At 71.7% G+C, this 17753-nt stretch carries 14 protein-coding genes and 2 pseudogenes; 12 read left to right on the top strand and 4 right to left on the bottom strand.

The window, feature by feature from the left end; genetic code table 11:
• Window positions 1–116: 116 nt before the first annotated feature.
• Together RI578_RS11265 and RI578_RS11260 are read left to right on the top strand one after the other, a co-directional pair.
• Window positions 117–1307: an extracellular solute-binding protein gene (locus RI578_RS11265; RefSeq protein WP_310870971.1), complete on the top strand. Its 1191-nt coding sequence runs from the start codon at window positions 117–119 to the stop codon at window positions 1305–1307.
• A 45-nt stretch (window positions 1308–1352) separates the two neighbouring features.
• Window positions 1353–1754: pseudogene (locus tag RI578_RS11260) on the top strand (HXXEE domain-containing protein); the annotation flags it as partial.
• Between the two features lie 23 nt (window positions 1755–1777).
• Here the strand turns inward: RI578_RS11260 and RI578_RS11255 are convergent.
• On the bottom strand, window positions 1778–2560 hold the full coding sequence (locus RI578_RS11255; RefSeq protein WP_310875737.1) for a glycerophosphodiester phosphodiesterase: 783 nt from the start codon (window positions 2558–2560) through the stop codon (window positions 1778–1780).
• A pseudogene (locus tag RI578_RS11250) lies at window positions 2557–3761 on the bottom strand (adenosine deaminase). The gene RI578_RS11255 and the pseudogene RI578_RS11250 overlap by 4 nt, the downstream one beginning before the upstream one ends.
• 356 nt (window positions 3762–4117) lie before the next feature.
• On the opposite strand from RI578_RS11250, the gene RI578_RS11245 reads away from it, so the two are divergent.
• Complete coding sequence (locus RI578_RS11245) at window positions 4118–4813, top strand: DUF4190 domain-containing protein (protein WP_310870970.1); 696 nt, start codon at window positions 4118–4120, stop codon at window positions 4811–4813.
• 685 nt (window positions 4814–5498) lie between these two features.
• Here the strand turns inward: RI578_RS11245 and RI578_RS11240 are convergent.
• Complete coding sequence (locus RI578_RS11240) at window positions 5499–6095, bottom strand: NADAR family protein (RefSeq protein WP_310870969.1); 597 nt, start codon at window positions 6093–6095, stop codon at window positions 5499–5501.
• A 202-nt stretch (window positions 6096–6297) separates the two neighbouring features.
• On the opposite strand from RI578_RS11240, the gene RI578_RS11235 reads away from it, so the two are divergent.
• The 8 genes from RI578_RS11235 to RI578_RS11200 all read left to right on the top strand — a co-directional run bounded on the left by RI578_RS11235 (window position 6298) and on the right by RI578_RS11200 (window position 16027).
• Window positions 6298–7833, top strand: coding sequence for a gamma-aminobutyraldehyde dehydrogenase (locus RI578_RS11235; protein WP_310870968.1), 1536 nt, complete (start codon window positions 6298–6300; stop codon window positions 7831–7833).
• 55 nt (window positions 7834–7888) lie between these two features.
• Entirely contained in the window at window positions 7889–9136 is a 1248-nt protein-coding gene (locus RI578_RS11230; RefSeq protein WP_310870967.1) for a spermidine/putrescine ABC transporter substrate-binding protein, read from the top strand.
• A 5-nt stretch (window positions 9137–9141) separates the two neighbouring features.
• Complete coding sequence (locus RI578_RS11225) at window positions 9142–10317, top strand: ABC transporter ATP-binding protein (protein ID WP_310875736.1); 1176 nt, start codon at window positions 9142–9144, stop codon at window positions 10315–10317.
• A complete protein-coding gene (locus RI578_RS11220; RefSeq protein WP_310870966.1) occupies window positions 10317–11246 on the top strand; it encodes an ABC transporter permease in 930 nt (309 codons plus the stop codon). Before RI578_RS11225 ends, RI578_RS11220 begins: the two co-directional genes overlap by 1 nt.
• Window positions 11247–12047, top strand: coding sequence for an ABC transporter permease (locus tag RI578_RS11215; protein ID WP_310870965.1), 801 nt, complete (start codon window positions 11247–11249; stop codon window positions 12045–12047). It abuts the gene before it with no gap.
• A 41-nt stretch (window positions 12048–12088) separates the two neighbouring features.
• On the top strand, window positions 12089–13516 hold the full coding sequence (locus RI578_RS11210; RefSeq protein ID WP_310870964.1) for an FAD-dependent oxidoreductase: 1428 nt from the start codon (window positions 12089–12091) through the stop codon (window positions 13514–13516).
• 132 nt (window positions 13517–13648) lie between these two features.
• On the top strand, window positions 13649–14125 hold the full coding sequence (locus tag RI578_RS11205; RefSeq protein ID WP_310870963.1) for a hypothetical protein: 477 nt from the start codon (window positions 13649–13651) through the stop codon (window positions 14123–14125).
• A gap of 87 nt (window positions 14126–14212) precedes the next feature.
• Window positions 14213–16027 carry a glycoside hydrolase family 18 protein gene (locus RI578_RS11200; RefSeq protein WP_310870962.1) on the top strand — a complete coding sequence of 605 codons (1815 nt, stop codon included), beginning with the start codon at window positions 14213–14215 and terminating at the stop codon, window positions 16025–16027.
• Here the strand turns inward: RI578_RS11200 and RI578_RS11195 are convergent.
• On the bottom strand, window positions 15966–16652 hold the full coding sequence (locus RI578_RS11195) for a phosphatase PAP2 family protein (protein WP_310870961.1): 687 nt from the start codon (window positions 16650–16652) through the stop codon (window positions 15966–15968). The two genes, RI578_RS11200 and RI578_RS11195, sit on opposite strands and share 62 nt — an antisense overlap.
• 44 nt (window positions 16653–16696) lie before the next feature.
• On the opposite strand from RI578_RS11195, the gene RI578_RS11190 reads away from it, so the two are divergent.
• Window positions 16697–17497 (top strand): tetratricopeptide repeat protein, encoded by an 801-nt coding sequence (locus RI578_RS11190; RefSeq protein ID WP_310870960.1) that lies wholly within the window; start codon window positions 16697–16699, stop codon window positions 17495–17497.
• Window positions 17498–17753 lie beyond the last annotated feature (256 nt).

The following is a 17753-nucleotide window of genomic DNA, read 5'->3' as shown; positions in this document are numbered from 1 at the left end:
GCCGCGCCGCGTGCGCACCGCGAACTCGCCCCGGTCGACAGGGTGTCGGGCCTGGGCGGAGGCGCTCGACGCAGCGTCGATTGTCCCTGGCAGGGCGGGCGCGGGATCCTGCGGCCATGCCCTTGCTCTCGAAGACGCCCACGCTCTCCCGCCGGACCCTGCTGCGCGGCCTGGGCGGCTCCGCCGCACTCGGCGCGCTGGCCGGCTGCGGTGTGCCCGCCGCGTACGTCGCGCCGGGCGACCGCGCGGCGACCGACCGGTCCGCCACCGAGCAACGGCTGACCTGGGCGAACTGGCCGCTGTACATCGACACCGACGACGAGCACCCGAGCCGGCGGCCCACGCTCGAGGCGTTCGAGAAGCGGTCGGGCATCTCCGTCGAGTACATCGAGGAGATCAACGACAACGACGAGTTCTTCGGCAAGATCAGCCCGTCCCTGATGAACCATCAGCCCACCGACCGCGACCTGATCGTCATCAGCGACTGGATGTGCGGGCGGTTCGTCCGGCTCGGCTGGGTGCAGGAGATGGACCGCTCCCGCCAGCCGAACGTCGCCGAGTACCTCGACCCGCTGCTGCGTTCGCCCGCCTTCGACCCGGGCCGTAAGTTCACCGTGCCCTGGCAGTCGGGCATCACCGGCATCGCCTACAACCGCCGCAGGCTCGGCCGGGAGATCCGGCACGTGTCCGACCTGTGGGCGGGGGACCTCAAGGGCCGGGTGACCCTGCTGTCCGGCATGGACGAGGCGTTCGCGCTGCTGATGCAGGGCAACGGCGTGGACATCACCGACTGGACGGCGGACGACTTCCACGCGGTCTGCGACCAGGTGGAGAAGCAGGTGGGCAAGGGCCAGATCCGCCGCTTCACCGGCAACGACTACATCAAGGACCTCTCCAGCGGTGACGTCCTGGCCTGCCAGGCCTACTCCGGTGACGTGATCCAGCTCCAGGCGGACGACCCGGACATCGAGTTCGTCGTCCCGGAGGAGGGCGCCGAGCTGTGGTCGGAGTCCCTGATGATCCCCAACCTGGCCCGCCACAAGGCCAACGCCGAGCGGCTGATCGACTACTACTACCAGCCCGAGGTCGCCGCGGACCTGGCCGCCTGGGTCAACTACGTCTGCCCCGTCCCCGCCGCCCGGGACGTACTCGCCTCCTCCGGCGACGAGGAGACCGCCGCCCTGGCCGAGGACCCGCTGATCTTCCCGGACACGGCGATGCGCGAACGGCTCGCCATCGCGCGGGACATCGCGGCGGGGGAGCGGTCGGAGTTCGCGAAGCGGTGGAACGGGATCGTGGGGGTGTAGCAGACTGACCGGTGTGATGAATTCACCGGGCGATGAAAAGGTGGGGGGGGGGAGTTCGCCGTCGCCGTGGGGGTGATGGCCGCGGTCGTGACCTCCGCGTCCGCCGCGGGCCGGCTGACCGGCGGCCGGTCGGCCGCGTACCAGACGGCGCTGAACGCCTTCGGTCTGCACGGCCTGGTCCACCTCGCCCAGGCGGGGCTGGTGCGCGGCTACACGCCCGGGTCGGCGGCATCGCCCCTCGTCGTCGTCCCGTTCACCCTGTGGGCCCGCCACCGGCTGCGCCGCGCCGGTGTCCTGCGCGCCACGCGCCCGCGCGACCTCGCCGTGGGGTTCGGCCTCGCGGGAGTGGCGGTGGCGGCTTCGCACGTGGTGGCGCGGCGGCTGACGGGGGCCACTGTGCCGGCACGTTCCGGTACCGGGCTCCGGTTCCGGCGGAAGGGGCGTTGACCAACCTTGGGTGCGGTCGTTGATCAACCCTGGGTGTGGAGGTCGTCTACGGGCGAGGGGACTTGTGCGGGATCGACCGCCCTCACGTGGGGCGGCGGGCCGGTGACGGCGCCGCCGCGGTCACGCAGGGCGCACAGTACGTCGACGCGGTTGGTCGTGATCGAGTCGACGCCCAGGGCGATCAGCCGGCGCATGGAGCGCCGGGTGTCGGGGGTCCACACGGACAGCAGGCAGCCGTCGCCGTGGACGCGCTCGGCCAGCGGCCGGTCCACCAGCCCGAAGCGGTAGTTGAGCCAGCGGGGGCGGACCGCCGCCAGCAGGGCGGGCCGGGGCGGCGCCAGCGTCGTCCAGGTCAGTGCGATTTCGGCCGCCGGATCGGCCGCCCGTACGGCGAGCATCGCGGCGGGGCCCGCGCAGTAGTACACGCGGTCCTGTGCCCCGCACTCGCGGACGACGTCCACGATGCGCCGGGCCGCCCGCTCGCCCGGTCCGCCCGGCAGGTCGAGCATCAGCCGGCTGCCGTCGGTCGCCGCCAGCGCCTCCGCCAGCGTCGGCACCCGGCCCGCCGTGAGGCCGCGCACCTCGTCCGCCGACAGCGAGTGCAGCGGGCGGTCCTGTTCCCACAGGCGCTTGAGCGTCTCGTCGTGCAGCAGCACCGGCACGCCGTCCCGGGTGAGCCGGACGTCGATCTCGACCGCGTCCGCGCCGCGGCGCAGCGCGGAACGCAGCGAGTCGAGGGTGTTCTCGCGGAACAGGTAGGGGTCGCCGCGGTGGGCCACGGCGGTCACCCGGCGCGGGGTGCTCACGAGGATGCGAGCCACGTCGAGGTGTACGTGTCGATCTCGTCCCGGAGGGCCGCCTTGCCCTGCGCGTCCTGGAACGACGACTCCACCGCGTTCTTCGCCAGGTCGGCGAGCCCGCGCTCGTCGAGGTCGAGGAGCCGGGCTGCGACGGCGTACTCGTTGTTGAGGTCGGTGCCGAACATCGGCGGGTCGTCGGAGTTGATGGTCACCAGGACACCGGCGCGCGTGAACTCCTTGATCGGGTGCTCGTCCAGGGTGCGTACCGCGCGGGTGGCGATGTTCGAGGTCGGGCACACCTCCAGGGGGATGCGCCGCTCGGCGAGGTGCGCCAGCAGCTTCGGGTCCTGGGCGGAGCTGGTGCCGTGTCCGATGCGCTCGGCGCGCAGGTCGGTCAGGGCGTCCCACACCGTCTGCGGGCCGGTGGTCTCGCCGGCGTGCGGCACCGAGTGCAGGCCGGCGGCGATGGCCCGGTCGAAGTAGGGCTTGAACCGCGGCCGCGAGACCCCGATCTCGGGCCCGCCGAGCCCGAAGGAGACCAGGCCCTCCGGGCGCACCCGGTCATCGGTGGCGAGCCGCGTCGTCTCCTCGGCGGCCTCCGTACCGGCCTCGCCCGGAATGTCGAAGCACCAGCGCAGTACGGTCCCGAACTCGGCCTCGGCCGCCTTGCGGGCGTCCTCGATCGCGGCCATGAAGGCGCCCTCGTCGATGCCGCGCCGGGTGGAGGAGAACGGGGTGATGGTCAGCTCGGCGTACCGCACCTGCTGCCGGGCCATGTCACGGGCCACCTCGTACGTCAGCAGCCGGACGTCCTCCGGGGTGCGGATCAGGTCGACGACGGACAGGTACACGTCGATGAAGTGGGCGAAGTCCGTGAACTGGAAGTAGTCGACCAGGGCCTCGGGGTCGGTGGGGACCTTGGAGTCGGGGTGGCGCGCGGCCAGTTCCGAGACGATGCGCGGGGAGGCGGAGCCGACGTGGTGGACGTGCAGTTCGGCCTTGGGCAGTCCGGCGATGAAGGCGTGCAGGTCTCGCGGGACGTCGGGGTCGACGAGGTGCTCGGTCAAGGGTTCCTCCCCACAGCGGCGCCCCGGGCCGGTTCGGGCCGGCCGGGCGCGGGTGATCGGCTGATCGGTGACTCGGGATCATCGTAGGCCGGGCCCGTGCCGGGTGGCGACGGGCCGTAGCATGACGGGACGTTCGACAGAGGGGGGCCCGCCCATGCCCGACGAAGCGCAGCCGCCGAGAGCCGACGCGCACACGCCGGAAGCCCAGGGGAACGATCACGCGCCTCGGCCGGCGTCACCTGGTACCGGCACCGGTGACGCGTGGGCGGCGCCGACCGACGGGCCCTCCGACGGCATCGCGGACGCGGCCCCCGGGGTCGGCCTCGACAAACCGGGGGCGCCGGGCACGCCGAGCGGGTCTGGTACGCCGGAGGCCTCGGGCGCCCAGCCGTCCCCGTCTCCGTCGCCGTCGCGTCCTGGGCCGGGCTTCGAGGACCGGCCTACGGCGATACCCGGGCCGGGCCCAGACCCGTGGGCGCCGCCGGTGGACGATGCCGTGCCGACGCCCGACGGCGGTCCCGGGGCCAACCTCGCGGCGGGCGGGCCCGCTCCCTGGTCGGCCCCGTCCGTCCACGACCAGCAGACGGTCACGTCCATGCCGGCCATGGACACCACGCCATGGGCAGCCCCGGCCGCCACGACGCCGGCGAAGGGCCCCGCCAACCCCTTCGCACCGCCGGGACCGACTGCCGCCGCTACGGGTGCGCCGAATCCCTTCGCGCCGCCGGGCCCGGCAGCCGCCACCGGTGCGCCCAACCCGTTCGCGCCACCGGCCGCGACGCCGCCGTACGTCCAGGACCGGGCGGCGGTCCCGCCGCCGCCCATCGCGCCCGACGGCCCCGGTCAGGTCCCGTACGGCTACCCCGGCCCGGGCGGGTACGGGCACCCGGGCGGATACCCCGGTGCGCAGCCGCAGGGCTACTTCGGCTGGCCCGGCATGACGCCGATGCCGAGCAACGGCATGGGCACGGCCGGCCTGGTCCTCGGCATCATCGCGGCCGTCGGCTTCTGCCTTTGGCCGCTCGCGATCGTCCTGGGCGTCCTCGGCGTCATCTTCGGCGGGCTCGGCCGTGCCAAGGCGGGTCGGGGCGAGGCCACCAACGGAGGCCAGGCCCTGGCCGGCATCATCTGCGCGATCGTCGGCATCGCCCTCGGCATCGGCTTCGGGCTGCTGGTCATCTTCGCGCCGTGAGCCCGGAGGGCTGAGTCGCGGGCCGGAGCCCGGAGCCGGAGTGCTGAGTCCTGTGCCGGAGGCCGGAGCCTGGAGTGCTGAGTCCTGTGCCGGAGGCCGGAGCCGTGAGCTCGGAGCCCTGAGCCGTGGGGCTGGGCCCGGGGTGCTGAGTCCTGAGCCGTGGGGCTGGGCCCGGGCTGCTGAGTCCTGAGCTGTGCGGCCGTAGTCCTGAGCCCGTGGCCCGGAGCCTTGGCCCCGGAGTCCCGAGCCCAGACACCGCGCCGCGCGCCGGGGCCGGGCCTGCGCCCGCCTGCCGGTCTGGCCTCCCGGCCCTCCCCTTGCCGTCCCCCGTGGCGGTCCGGCTGATCTGCCGCCCCCGGCCTGACCCGCTGTCCGCCCCGGGTCTCGCCGCCTGCCGCCCTCCGCCTCGGCTTGCCGCCCGCCCCGGGTCTCGCCGCCCTGTCGCCCTCCGCCTCGGCTTGCCGCCCGCCACGGGTCTCGCCGCCCTGCCGCCCTCCGCCTCGGCTTGCCGTCCACCCCGGGTCCCGCCGCCCTGTCAGCCCCCGGCCCCCCCCGCACCGCCAACCGATCCGCACGGCCGGCTGACCCGACTGACCCGACGGGCCCTACGCCCCCGACTGACCCGACGGGCCCTACGCCCCGACGGGCCCGACGCCCCCCCATCAGTCCCAGGCGGCCGCCCGACTCACCCACCAGCCCGCAGCCGCCCCCGTGCCGTCATCAGCGCGAAGCCCAGCAGGTTCGGGCCCCGCCACCGCTCCGGGTCCGTCGTCGCCTCGTCGTCCGCGGTCAGGCCGATGCCCCACACCCGGTCCACGGGGCTCGCCTCCACCAGCACCCTCTCGCCCGTGTTCAGCAAGAACGCGCGCAGTGTCGGGTCCGAGGCGAACTTGTGGACGCTGCCCTCGACGACGATCCGGAACCGCTCGCGCTCCCACACCGTCTCGTCGAAGCCGCGCACCAGCCGCCCCGCCTTCTTCGCCTCGGCGGGATGATCAGCCGCGAGCACCCGCCGCTCGGCCTCCGCGTCGCCGAAGAGCCGGGCCTTGCCCGCCATCATCCAGTGCTCCGCGGTCGCGTACTCCACCCCGGCCACGGTGAACGGCGACGGCCACCACTGGCTCAGACAGCTCGGTCCGATCCGGCCGTCCGGGAGCGGCCGGTGCCCCCAGAAGCAGAGGTACTTGATCCGCGCGCCCGCCCGGACCTGCCCGATCAGCGATTCCCTGCTGTCGATGATCTCCACCGCCCCGGAATCCCGCGCCCCCGTGATCTTCTCCATGCACGCGAGTCTGGCACGCGCCACTGACACTCCGTCCGACCTTTTCCGTGGCGACTCGACACCTGGTCGACAGATTCCGTCGCGTAACCAAATGGCAACAACGGAATCACTTGTTGGAGGCCTAGTGCTCTGTCAGGATCGGCACTCACATCGAGCCTGAGCCACGCCGGCCCCCGTCACGGGGAGACCGAGGAGAGCCGACATGCACAACCCGGGCAACGCCACCCCGGACCGATTCCCGGCCCAGGACCGCTTCGCGGACGGGGCCCAGTACATCGCGGGCCGTCTGACGAAGGGCACCTCCGGACGTACGCACACGGTCGTCGACCCGGCGACCGGTGAGGACGTCCTCACCTATGAACTCGCCGGTGCCGACGACGTCGACGCGGCCGTCGCCGCCGCCCGGGAGGCGTTCCCCGGCTGGGCCGGCGCCACCCCCGGCGAGCGCTCCGACGCCCTGCACCGGTTCGCCGCCGTGCTCGCCGACCGTGCCGAGGACTTCGCTCGCGCCGAGTCCCTGCAGTGCGGGAAGCCGCTGAAGCTGACCCGCGAGTTCGACGTGCCGGGCACGGTCGACAACGCGGCCTTCTTCGCCGGTGCCGCCCGGCACCTCCAGGGCCAGTCGGCGGGGGAGTACTCCGGCGACCACACCTCGTACGTGCGCCGCGAGCCGATCGGCGTCGTCGGGTCCATCGCGCCCTGGAACTATCCCCTCCAGATGGCCGCCTGGAAGATCCTCCCGGCGATCGCCGCGGGCAACACCATCGTGCTGAAGCCCGCCGAGATCACCCCGCTGACCTCCCTGATGTTCGCCCAGGCCGCGACCGAGGCCGGCATCCCGGACGGCGTCATCAACATCGTCACCGGCACGGGGAGGGAGGCGGGCGAGCACCTCGTCGGCCACCCGGACGTCGCCATGACCTCCTTCACCGGCTCGACCGCCGTCGGCAAGCGCGTCGCCGAGGTCGCCACGGCCACCGTCAAGCGCCTGCACCTGGAGCTGGGCGGCAAGGCGCCCTTCCTCGTCTTCGACGACGCCGACCTCGACGCCGCCGTCAACGGCGCGGTCGCGGGGGCGCTCATCAACACCGGCCAGGACTGCACGGCCGCCACGCGCGCGTACGTGCAGCGGCCCCTGTACGAGGCGTTCGTCGAGAAGACCGCCGCCCTCATGGACACCGTCCGGGTCGGCGACCCCTTCGCCCCGGGCACCGACCTCGGGCCGCTGGTCAGCCACGTCCAGCGGGACCGCGTCGCCGGCTTCGTCGACCGGGCACGCTCCTACGCGCGCGTGGTGACCGGCGGTGAGGCACCGCAGGGCGACCTGAAGGACGGCGCCTACTACCGGCCCACCCTCATCGCCGACACCGCGCAGGACAGCGAGGTCGTCCAGTCCGAGATCTTCGGGCCGGTCCTGGTCGTCCTGCCCTTCGACACCGACGACGAGGGCATCCGGCTGGCCAACGACACGCCGTACGGGCTCGCCGCCTCCGCGTGGAGCCGGGACGTGTACCGGGCGAACCGCGCCACCCGCGAGATCAAGGCGGGCTGCGTGTGGATCAACGACCACATCCCGATCATCAGCGAGATGCCGCACGGCGGATACAAGGCGTCCGGCTTCGGCAAGGACATGTCCGCCTACTCCTTCGAGGAGTACACCCAGGTCAAGCACGTCATGTTCGACAACACCGCGGTGGCGGCCAAGGACTGGCACCGCACCGTCTTCGGGGACCGATAGCCACAACGAAAGGCCGCCGACCACGGCCGACCCACCCGAAAGGGCAACCACGCGCATGAGGCAGTACGAGCCCGACCGCCTGTCCCCGGCCCAAGTGGCCGCCATGCGGCGCAGTTTCACCAGCGGCAGGGCCGCCCTCACCCGCCGCTCACTACTGCGCGCCTCCGCGGGTGGCGCGCTCGCGGTCGGCGGTCTCGGGACGCTGAGCGCCTGCGGCATCCCGGCGGCCGGCAAGACCGAGGGCGGTGTCTCCGCCGAGGACCGGTCGAAGGAGGAGAAGGAGGTCTCCTTCTCCAACTGGACCGAGTACATGGACGTCGACGACAGCGGCAACCGGCACCCGACACTGGACGCGTTCACCAAGCGGACCGGCGTCAAGGTCAAGTACACCGAGGACATCAACGACAACAGCGAGTTCTTCGGCAAGATCCAGCCGCAGCTCGCCGCGGGCCAGGAGACCGGACGCGACATCGTCGTCCTCACCGACTGGCTGGCCGCCCGGCTGATCCGCCTCGGCTGGGTCCAGAAACTGGACCCGGCCAACCTGCCGCACGCCTTCGCCAATCTGTCGCCCCAGTTCCGCGACGTCGACTGGGACCCGGGTCGCGCCTACTCCTACCCCTGGCAGGGCATCTCGACCGTCATCGCCTACAACAAGAAGGCGCTGGACGGCATCGAGGTCAGGACGGTCTCCGACCTGCTCGACAACCCGAAGCTCAAGGGACGCGTCGGCTTCCTCACCGAGATGCGCGACACCGTCGGCATGGTGCTGCTGGACATGGGCAAGGACCCGGGCCGATTCTCCGACGACGACTACGACGCGGCGATCGCCCGCCTCCAGAAGGGCGTCGACCGCGGCCAGATACGCCGCTTCACCGGCAACGACTACACCGCCGACATCACCAAGGGCGACTTCGCGGCCTGTCTGGCCTGGGCCGGGGACGTCGTCCAGCTCAAGGCGGACAACCCGGACGTCGACTTCGTCATCCCGGACAGCGGGTACATCACGTCGAGCGACAACATGTTGATCCCCAACAAGGCCCGGCACAAGACGAACGCCGAACGGCTCATGGACTACTACTACGAGCCGGGCCCGGCCGCGCAGCTCGCCGCCTACATCAACTACGTCTGTCCCGTCGAGGGCGTGAAGGCGGAACTTGCGAAGATCGACGAGGACGCGGCGAACAACCCGCTGATCATTCCCGACCAGGCCATGCAGGCCCAGTCCCGTGCCTTCCGCTCACTGAGCCCGAAGGAAGAGACGGCCTACGAAGAAAAGTTCGCGAAGCTCACTGGGGCGTGACGACGATGAATACGACGAAGGCTCAGCCAGACGCGACGGAGCACAGCGGCGACGTCCGCCTCTCCGGGATCAGTAAGACCTACGGCTCCTTCACCGCCGTGCACCCGCTCGACCTGACCGTGCCCCAGGGTTCCTTCTTCGCCCTGCTCGGCGCCTCCGGCTGCGGCAAGACCACCACCCTGCGCATGATCGCCGGACTGGAGGAGCCCAGTGGGGGCACCGTCCACCTCGGCGACCAGGACGTGACCGCCCTCCCGCCGTACAAACGGCCCGTGAACACGGTCTTCCAGTCCTACGCCCTCTTCCCGCACCTCGACATCTTCGAGAACGTCGCCTTCGGCCTGCGCCGGCGCGGCATCAAGAGCGTGAAGAAGCAGGTCGGGGAGATGCTCGACCTCGTCCAGCTCGGCGAGCAGGCACGCAAGAAGCCGCACCAGCTCTCCGGCGGCCAGCAGCAGCGCGTCGCGGTCGCCCGCGCCCTGATCAACCACCCCAAGGTGCTGCTCCTCGACGAACCGCTCGGCGCCCTCGACCTCAAGCTGCGCCGCCAGATGCAGCTGGAGCTCAAGCGCATCCAGACCGAGGTCGGCATCACCTTCGTACACGTCACGCACGACCAGGAGGAGGCCATGACCATGGCCGACCAGGTCGCCGTGATGAACGCCGGCCGGGTCGAGCAACTGGGCGCCCCCGCCGACCTGTACGAGAACCCGCAGACCACCTTCGTCGCCAACTTCCTCGGCACCTCCAATCTCATCGAGGCCGAGGTCGACGCCCGCAGCGGCGGCAGTGGCGACGTAGCGGTGAAGGCGGCCGGCGACAAGCTGGTCCTGCCCGGCGCCCGCTGTTCCGCGCCGGCCCGGGCGGGCGGCAAGGTGCTGGTCGGCGTACGCCCGGAGAAGATCAGCCTCACCCACGCGGACGACGCCGGCTCCATCCCCGAGGGCCGCAACCGCATCACCGGCAAGATCAGCAGCACCAGCTTCATCGGTGTCTCCACGCAGTACGTGGTCGACTGCGCGGCCTGTCCCGAGTTCGAGGTGTACGCGCAGAACATCGACCGCGACGCCCGCCTCGCGCCCGGCGCCGACGTCGTCCTGCACTGGAACCCGGCGCACACCTTCGGTCTGGGCGCCGACCAGGACATCGACGCGGGCGTCGCCGAGGGCGAGGCCGCCTGATGTCCACCCTGACCGAGGCGCCACCGCCGCTGTCCCCGACCGCACCGGAGAAGAAGCCGCCGCGCAAGCGGGGCCGCTGGACGCCGTACTGGCTGCTGCTGCCCGGCATCCTGTGGCTGGTCGTCTTCTTCGCGGCGCCGATGATCTACCAGGCCTCCACGTCCGTGCAGACGGGCTCCCTGGAGGAGGGCTACAAGGTCACCTGGCACTTCGCCACCTACTGGGACGCGCTGTCCGAGTACTGGCCGCAGTTCCTGCGCTCGGTCGCCTACGCCGCCTCCGCCACCGTCCTGTGCCTGGTGCTCGGCTATCCGCTCGCCTACCTGATCGCCTTCCGCGCGGGCCGCTGGCGCAACCTGATCATGATCCTGGTGATCGCGCCCTTCTTCACCAGCTTCCTGATCCGCACCCTGGCCTGGAAGACGATCCTCGCGGACGGCGGGCCGGTCGTCGGCGCACTGAACACGCTGCACGTCCTGGACGTCACCAGCTGGCTCGGCTGGACGGCCGGCGACCGCGTGCTGGCCACACCCCTCGCGGTGGTCTGCGGTCTGACGTACAACTTCCTGCCCTTCATGATCCTGCCGCTGTACACGTCGCTGGAGCGCATCGACGGACGGCTGCACGAGGCGGCGGGGGACCTGTACGCGAGGCCCTCCACGGTCTTCCGGAAGGTCACCTTTCCGCTGTCGATGCCGGGCGTCGTCTCCGGGACGCTGCTCACCTTCATCCCGGCGACCGGCGACTACGTCAACGCCTCCCTGCTGGGATCCGCCGACACCGGCATGATCGGCAATGTGATCCAGTCCCAGTTCCTGCGGGTGCTGGACTATCCGACGGCGGCGGCGCTCTCCTTCATTCTGATGGCCGCGATTCTCGCCATGGTCACCATCTACATTCGCAAGTCCGGGACGGAGGATCTGGTTTAAATGGCCTTCGTCAACTGGTTCAAGCGCAAGCTGGTCGTGATCGCCGGACTGCTGACGCTCGCTTATCTCCTGCTGCCCAACGTCATCGTCACGGTGTTCTCGTTCAACAAACCGAACGGGCGCTTCAACTACGAATGGCAGCAGTTCTCCACGGACGCCTGGCAGGACCCGTGCGGCGTCGCCGGGCTGTGCGGCTCCCTGTCGCTGAGCCTCCAGATCGCCTTCTGGGCGACGCTCGGCGCCACCGCTCTCGGCACGGCGATCGCCTTCGCGCTGGTCCGCTACCGCTTCCGGGCACGCGGCGCGATCAACTCGCTGATCTTCCTGCCGATGGCGATGCCCGAGGTCGTGATGGCCGCCTCGCTGCTCACCCTCTTCCTCAACATGGGCGCTCGGCTGGGCTTCTGGACGATCCTGATCGCCCACATCATGTTCTGCCTCAGCTTCGTCGTGACGGCCGTCAAGGCGCGCGTGATGTCGATGGACCCGAGGCTGGAGCAGGCGGCGCAGGACCTGTACGCCGGTCCCTTCCAGACCTTCGTCCGGGTCACGCTCCCCATCGCCGCCCCCGGCATCGCCGCCGGCGCGCTGCTCGCCTTCGCGCTCTCCTTCGACGATTTCATCATCACGAATTTCAACGCGGGTTCCACCGTCACGTTCCCCATGTTCGTCTGGGGATCGGCCCAGCGCGGAACGCCCGTTCAGATCAACGTCGTCGGTACGGCCATGTTCGTCATCGCCGTACTGTTCGTTCTGGCCTCCATGGTCATCGGCATCCGCCGAAATCGCCGCAAGGCGTAAAACGCACCAGTGCATCAGTGCATCAGTAGGGAGTTGAAATCATGGCCCCGAGCGCCATGAGCCGCAGCAACGACTGGACGAAATCCCTTTCCGACGCCCAGCCGGTCGCGTACTGGCTGGACGACCCCGGCCGCCCCCGCCCGCAGCCCGCCCTGACCGGCGCCGACACCTGCGACCTGCTGGTCGTCGGCGGCGGCTACAGCGGACTGTGGACCGCCCTGATCGCCAAGGAGCGCGACCCGGCGCGGGACGTGGTGCTGCTGGAGGGCCGCGAGGTGGGCTGGGCCGCCTCCGGCCGCAACGGCGGGTTCTGCGCCGCCTCCCTCACCCACGGCCTGTCCAACGGCCTCACCCGCTGGCCGGACGAGATCCACCGGCTGGAGGAGCTGGGCGCCCGCAACCTCGACGAGATCGAGGCGGCGGTCGCCCGCCACGGTCTGGACTGCGAGTTCGAGCGGACCGGCGAGATCGACGTGGCGACCGAGGAGTACCAGGCCAGGGAGCTGAAGGACTGGTACGAGGAGATCAGCGGCAAGGGTCTGGCGGACGGCGTCGAGTACCTGGACGCCGAGGCCGTACGGGAACAGGTCGACTCCCCGACCTTCCGCGCGGGTCTGTTCGACCGCCGCGGCGTGGCCATGGTCAACCCCGCCAAGCTCGCCTGGGGCCTCAAGCGCGCCTGCCTCGACCTCGGCGTCCGCGTCTACGAGAACACCCCGGCGCTCACCCTGAAGCCGTACGGCGCCGGCATGGCCGTACGCACCCCGTACGGCGGCGTCCGCGCCCGCACGGTCGCGCTCGGCACCAACATCTTCCCGAACCTGGTCAAGCGGGTGCGCTCGTACACCGTCCCGGTCTACGACTACGCCCTGATGACCGAGCCGCTCACCGACGCGCAGCTCGCGTCGATCGGCTGGCAGAACCGGCAGGGCCTCGGGGACAGCGCCAACCAGTTCCACTACTTCCGGCTGTCCTCCGACAACCGGATCCTGTGGGGCGGCTACGACGCGATCTACCCGTACGGCGGCCGGGTGCGCGCCGAGTACGACGACCGCCCGGAGACCTACGCCAAGCTCGCCGGGCACTTCTTCACCTGCTTCCCGCAGCTGGAGGGCGTCCGCTTCACGCACGCCTGGGGCGGCGCGATCGACACCTGCTCCCGCTTCTCGGCGTTCTTCGGCACCGCGCACCAGGGCAAGGTGGCGTACGCGGCCGGGTACACCGGCCTCGGTGTGGGCGCCACCCGGTTCGGCGCCGAGGTGATGCTCGACCTGCTGTCGGGCGAGCGCACCGAGCGCACCGAACTGGAGATGGTCCGCAGGAAGCCGCTGCCGTTCCCGCCCGAGCCCTTCGCCTGGACCGGCATCGCGCTCACCAAGTGGTCGCTGGCCCGCGCGGACGCGCACGGCGGCCGGCGCAACCTGTGGCTGCGGACCATGGACAAGCTGGGGCTCGGCTTCGACAGCTGAGCCGCGTACCGTGCGCGGGCGTGTGACCCGGTTCACCCCAACGAGGCGCCGCGACCCGCGTAATGCCTGCCGGGAGACCTCCCTCTCCCTCGTGACGCACCCCGCGTCCACGAGTGAGAGGGAGGTCTTCACATGCCTGGTGCGAAGACGGCGGTCGCGTGGCTGGCATCCGTCGCACCGGATCCCGAGTCCTGCCGGCGGGAGTGGGAGCGCAACCCCCTGGGAGTCGCGCTGCTGCCCGCCGGCAAGGCCTGGGACGTGCTCATCCTGCCGGGCAGGCTCGGCTGTCCGACCCTCGACGTGCTCTCCCGCGTCCTGGACCAACCCGGCCCGGTGCTCGCCGACTTCGGTGACGCGCGCACGGGCTTCCTCGTGCCGGCCGGCACGGCGTCCCGCTGGCTGGGCACCGGGGTCCGCACGGCGGGGCTCGGTACCTGGATCGTGGTGCCGTACCCGGCGGCTCCGGCGTACCCGGCGCGCCGGTCGTCCGGCGGAGTCCGCTGGCTGATCCCGCCGGACGGGACCGGCACCCTCACCGATCCGTCGCTCCTCGAACTGGCCATGCACGAGGCGGCGGCGACTCTGGCGGTGGAGGACGGCGGCGGGTGAGGTGCGCGAGGGGTTGACAACGGAATTGGTCTGGACCAAGTTGGGCGCGCTCCACCCTCCTCATCTCCCCCATGTCCGGAGGCACTTGTGGAACGCTCCAGACCGCTCGCCCGTCGCCCCCTCGTCACACTGCTCACCGCCGCCGCGCTCGCCGCGTCCGGCATGACCGCGCTCTCGTCGGCCGCCCGTGCGGCCGACGCGGACCTCGCCCGCAACGGCGGCTTCGAGTCCGCCCTGGACGGCTGGACCTGCACGGCGGGCACGACCGTGACCTCGCCCGTCCGCAGCGGAACCGCGGCCCTGAAGGCCACCCCGGCCGGCGCCGACAACGCCCGCTGCGCGCAGACGGTGTCCGTGAAACCGGACTCCCAGTACACCCTGTCCGGCCACGTCCGCGGCACCTACGTCTACCTCGGCGCGAGTGGCACCGGCACCACCGACGTCTCCACCTGGGCCCAGTCCGCCCCCGACTGGCGGCAGCTCACCACCACCTTCCGCACCGGCCCGTCCACCACCAGGGTCACGATCTACACCCACGGCTGGTACGGCACCGGCGCCTACCACGCCGACGACATCTCGCTGACCGGCCCGGGCGGGGAGACGGGACAGCCCCCGTCGGCCCCCGGCGGTCTGACGACCGGCTCCGTCACCTCCTCCAGCGTCGCCCTGTCCTGGTCACCCGTCCCGGGCGCCACGAGCTACGCCGTCTACCGCGACGGCGCCAAGGTCCGCACGGTCACCGGCACCTCCACCACCGTCACCGGCCTGACCCCCTCGACGGCGTACGCCTTCCAGGTCGCCGCGGTCAACGACGCGGGCGAGTCCGCGCGGTCGGCCACGGTCACGGCGACCACCACGGAGGGCTCGGACGGCGGCGGGGGCTCCGACCTCCCGGCCCACGCCCTGGTCGGCTACCTCCACGCCAGTTTCGCCAACGGCTCCGGCTATACGCGGATGGCCGACGTACCCGACAGCTGGGACGTCATCGACCTGGCCTTCGGCGAGCCCACCTCGGTCACCTCCGGCGACATCCGCTTCGAGCGCTGCCCGGTCGCCGAGTGCCCGAACGTGGAGAGCGACGCCGAGTTCAAGGCGGCGATCAAGGCCAAGCAGGCGGCCGGCAAGAAGGTGCTGATCTCCATCGGAGGTCAGAACGGCCAGGTGCAGCTCACCACGACCGCCGCCCGCGACAAGTTCGTCTCGTCCGTCTCCGCGATCATCGACGAGTACGGCCTCGACGGCCTCGACATCGACTTCGAGGGCCACTCGCTGTCCCTGAACGCCGACGACACGGACTTCAAGAACCCGAAGACCCCGGTCATCGTCAACCTCATCTCGGCCCTGAAGACCCTGAAGGCCAAGTACGGCGACGACTTCGTGCTGACGATGGCCCCGGAGACCTTCTTCGTCCAACTCGGCTACCAGTACTACGGCACCGGCAAGTGGGGCGGCCAGGACCCGAGGGCGGGGGCGTACCTGCCCGTGATCCACGCCCTGCGCGACGACCTGACCCTGCTGCACGTCCAGGACTACAACTCGGGCCCGATCATGGGCCTGGACAACCAGTACCACTCCATGGGCGGCGCCGACTTCCACATCGCCATGACGGACATGCTGCTCACCGGCTTCCCCGTCGCGGGCGACGCGGCCAACGTCTTCCCGCCCCTGCGCCCGGACCAGGTCGCGATCGGCATGCCGGCCTCCACCAACGCGGGCAACGGCCACGTCCCCCCGGCCGAGGTGAACAAGGCCCTGAACTGTCTGACCAAGAAGACCGACTGCGGCTCCTACGCGACCCACGGCACCTGGCCGGCCCTGCGCGGCCTGATGACGTGGTCGATCAACTGGGACCGTTACTCGAACTGGGAGTTCCAGAAGAACTTCGACGCGTACTTCGGGTGACCGGCGGCGCGGTGCGGCCGGCCACCAGCGCGACCGCGGCCAGCAGCACCGCGCCCAGGCACCAGCTGGCCACCACGTCCAGCGGCCAGTGGTAGCCCCGGCGCACCAGCCCGTAGGAGGCACCGAGGACGAGGACCGCGCAGAGCGCGACGAGCACACGGCGGACGGCCGGCGAGCGCAGCAGCCCGAGGAGCAGCAGCGTGGCCGCGCCGTACGCGACGACCGCGGTGGCGGTGTGACCGGAGGGGTAGTAACCGACGGCCGGCGGCACCGCCGGGGTGCCGGGGCGGTCGGTCCACGCCTTCAGCGGGGCGACCAGCGCCGGTACCAGGACCATCGCCAGCGCCCCGGCGAGAGGCGGCAGCCACCAGCGGTCCCTACCTCCGGCGCGGCCCTGCCACGCGACGTACGCCAGCGCGACGGCGAGGACGGGCACGGCCACCTGCACGTTGCCGAGGTCGGCCAGCAGCTCGGAGAGCCGGTCCGGGTGCACGAGCGCCCTGCTCAGCCGCTCGTCCACCCCGATCAGCGGGCCGTCGGCGAGGACCTGCCAGGTGATCAGGGCGAAGAGGAGGACGGGCAGCGCGAGGAGGGCGGGCAGCGCACGAGGTGGGGAAACCGGCATGACGCCCAGCTTCGCAGGCCCGCCGTCGCGTAGTCTCGCCGCCCGTGACGACCATACGAACGGCACGGGACAGCGAGTGGGGAGAGACCTTCACGCGGCTGAAGGCGATGACCACACAGGGCCGGTACGAGGAGGTCGAGGCCGAGGCATGGGCCCTGGCCGCGCTTCCGCGACGACCTTGGCGCAGGCGTCCGCCGCACTGGGAGGCGAGGGTCCTGGCCACGGGGGCGGCCGTCATGCACGGCCGGGTGACCGAGGCGCTGGACGAACTGGACACGCTGATCGCGGAACTGGAGCCGGTCGGCCTCAACTCGCAGATGCTGCGACTGATCGCGCGCAGCAACCGCGTGGTCGCCCTGTCCGGCCTGGGGCGGTACGCGGAGGCGGAGACCGAGGCGAACGGCATCCTGCGCGAGCTGAACCAGATCGCCCACCGCGCCCCGGTGGCGGCGCTGGAGGTCAACATCCTGGGGCACCTGGCCGCCGTCCTGTGCGGGCTGGCCCGCCACGAGGAGGCGGAGGCCGTGGCCCGCGGCAACCTGCCCCGGGCGAAGGGACCCGCCGTAGGCGTCCTGTACACCACGCTGGCGCGCAGCCTGAACGGCCAGGGCCGCTACGAGGAGGCGCTGACCGAGGCCGGCCGGAGTGTGCCGCCGCCGCCCCGCTACGCCTGCGGGTACCTGGACCTGGTCACCGCCGAGGCCCTGTACGGCCTGGGGCGCCGCGCCGAGGCGGAGACGGCCGTACGGCGGGCGCTGACCGACTGCGAGCGGCGTCTGCACCCGGCCCACCCGCGCATCCGTGAGGCGGGCGACCTGCTGGGCCGCATCACGGGCGAGGCGTGAGGGAGCGCCGCGGGCGAACGCACCGAAGGGCCGGCACAAGGGGGGGGGAGTGTGCCGGCCCTTCGGTGAACCACCGTCCCGGGTGCCGAGGCGGTCGTCCTGACCGGAACGCCGCGCGCCCCGGGGGGTTTGGGGCGGGCGACCGTCCGATCGGTGAGGAGACCCGGAACCCTTGGGTTCCGGTTGTGTGCGCGAGGCACGACCAGGTCGAAGCTGGGGAGGCCTCGGCCTGAGATTCCGCCCACAGTCCCCTGTG

This window comes from Streptomyces sp. BB1-1-1, assembly GCF_031597775.1.
GTDB classification, from domain to species: Bacteria; Actinomycetota; Actinomycetes; order Streptomycetales; family Streptomycetaceae; genus Streptomyces; species Streptomyces thinghirensis.
Note: the sequence above shows the minus strand (reverse complement) of the source record. Positions and strands in the feature narration are given on the sequence as shown.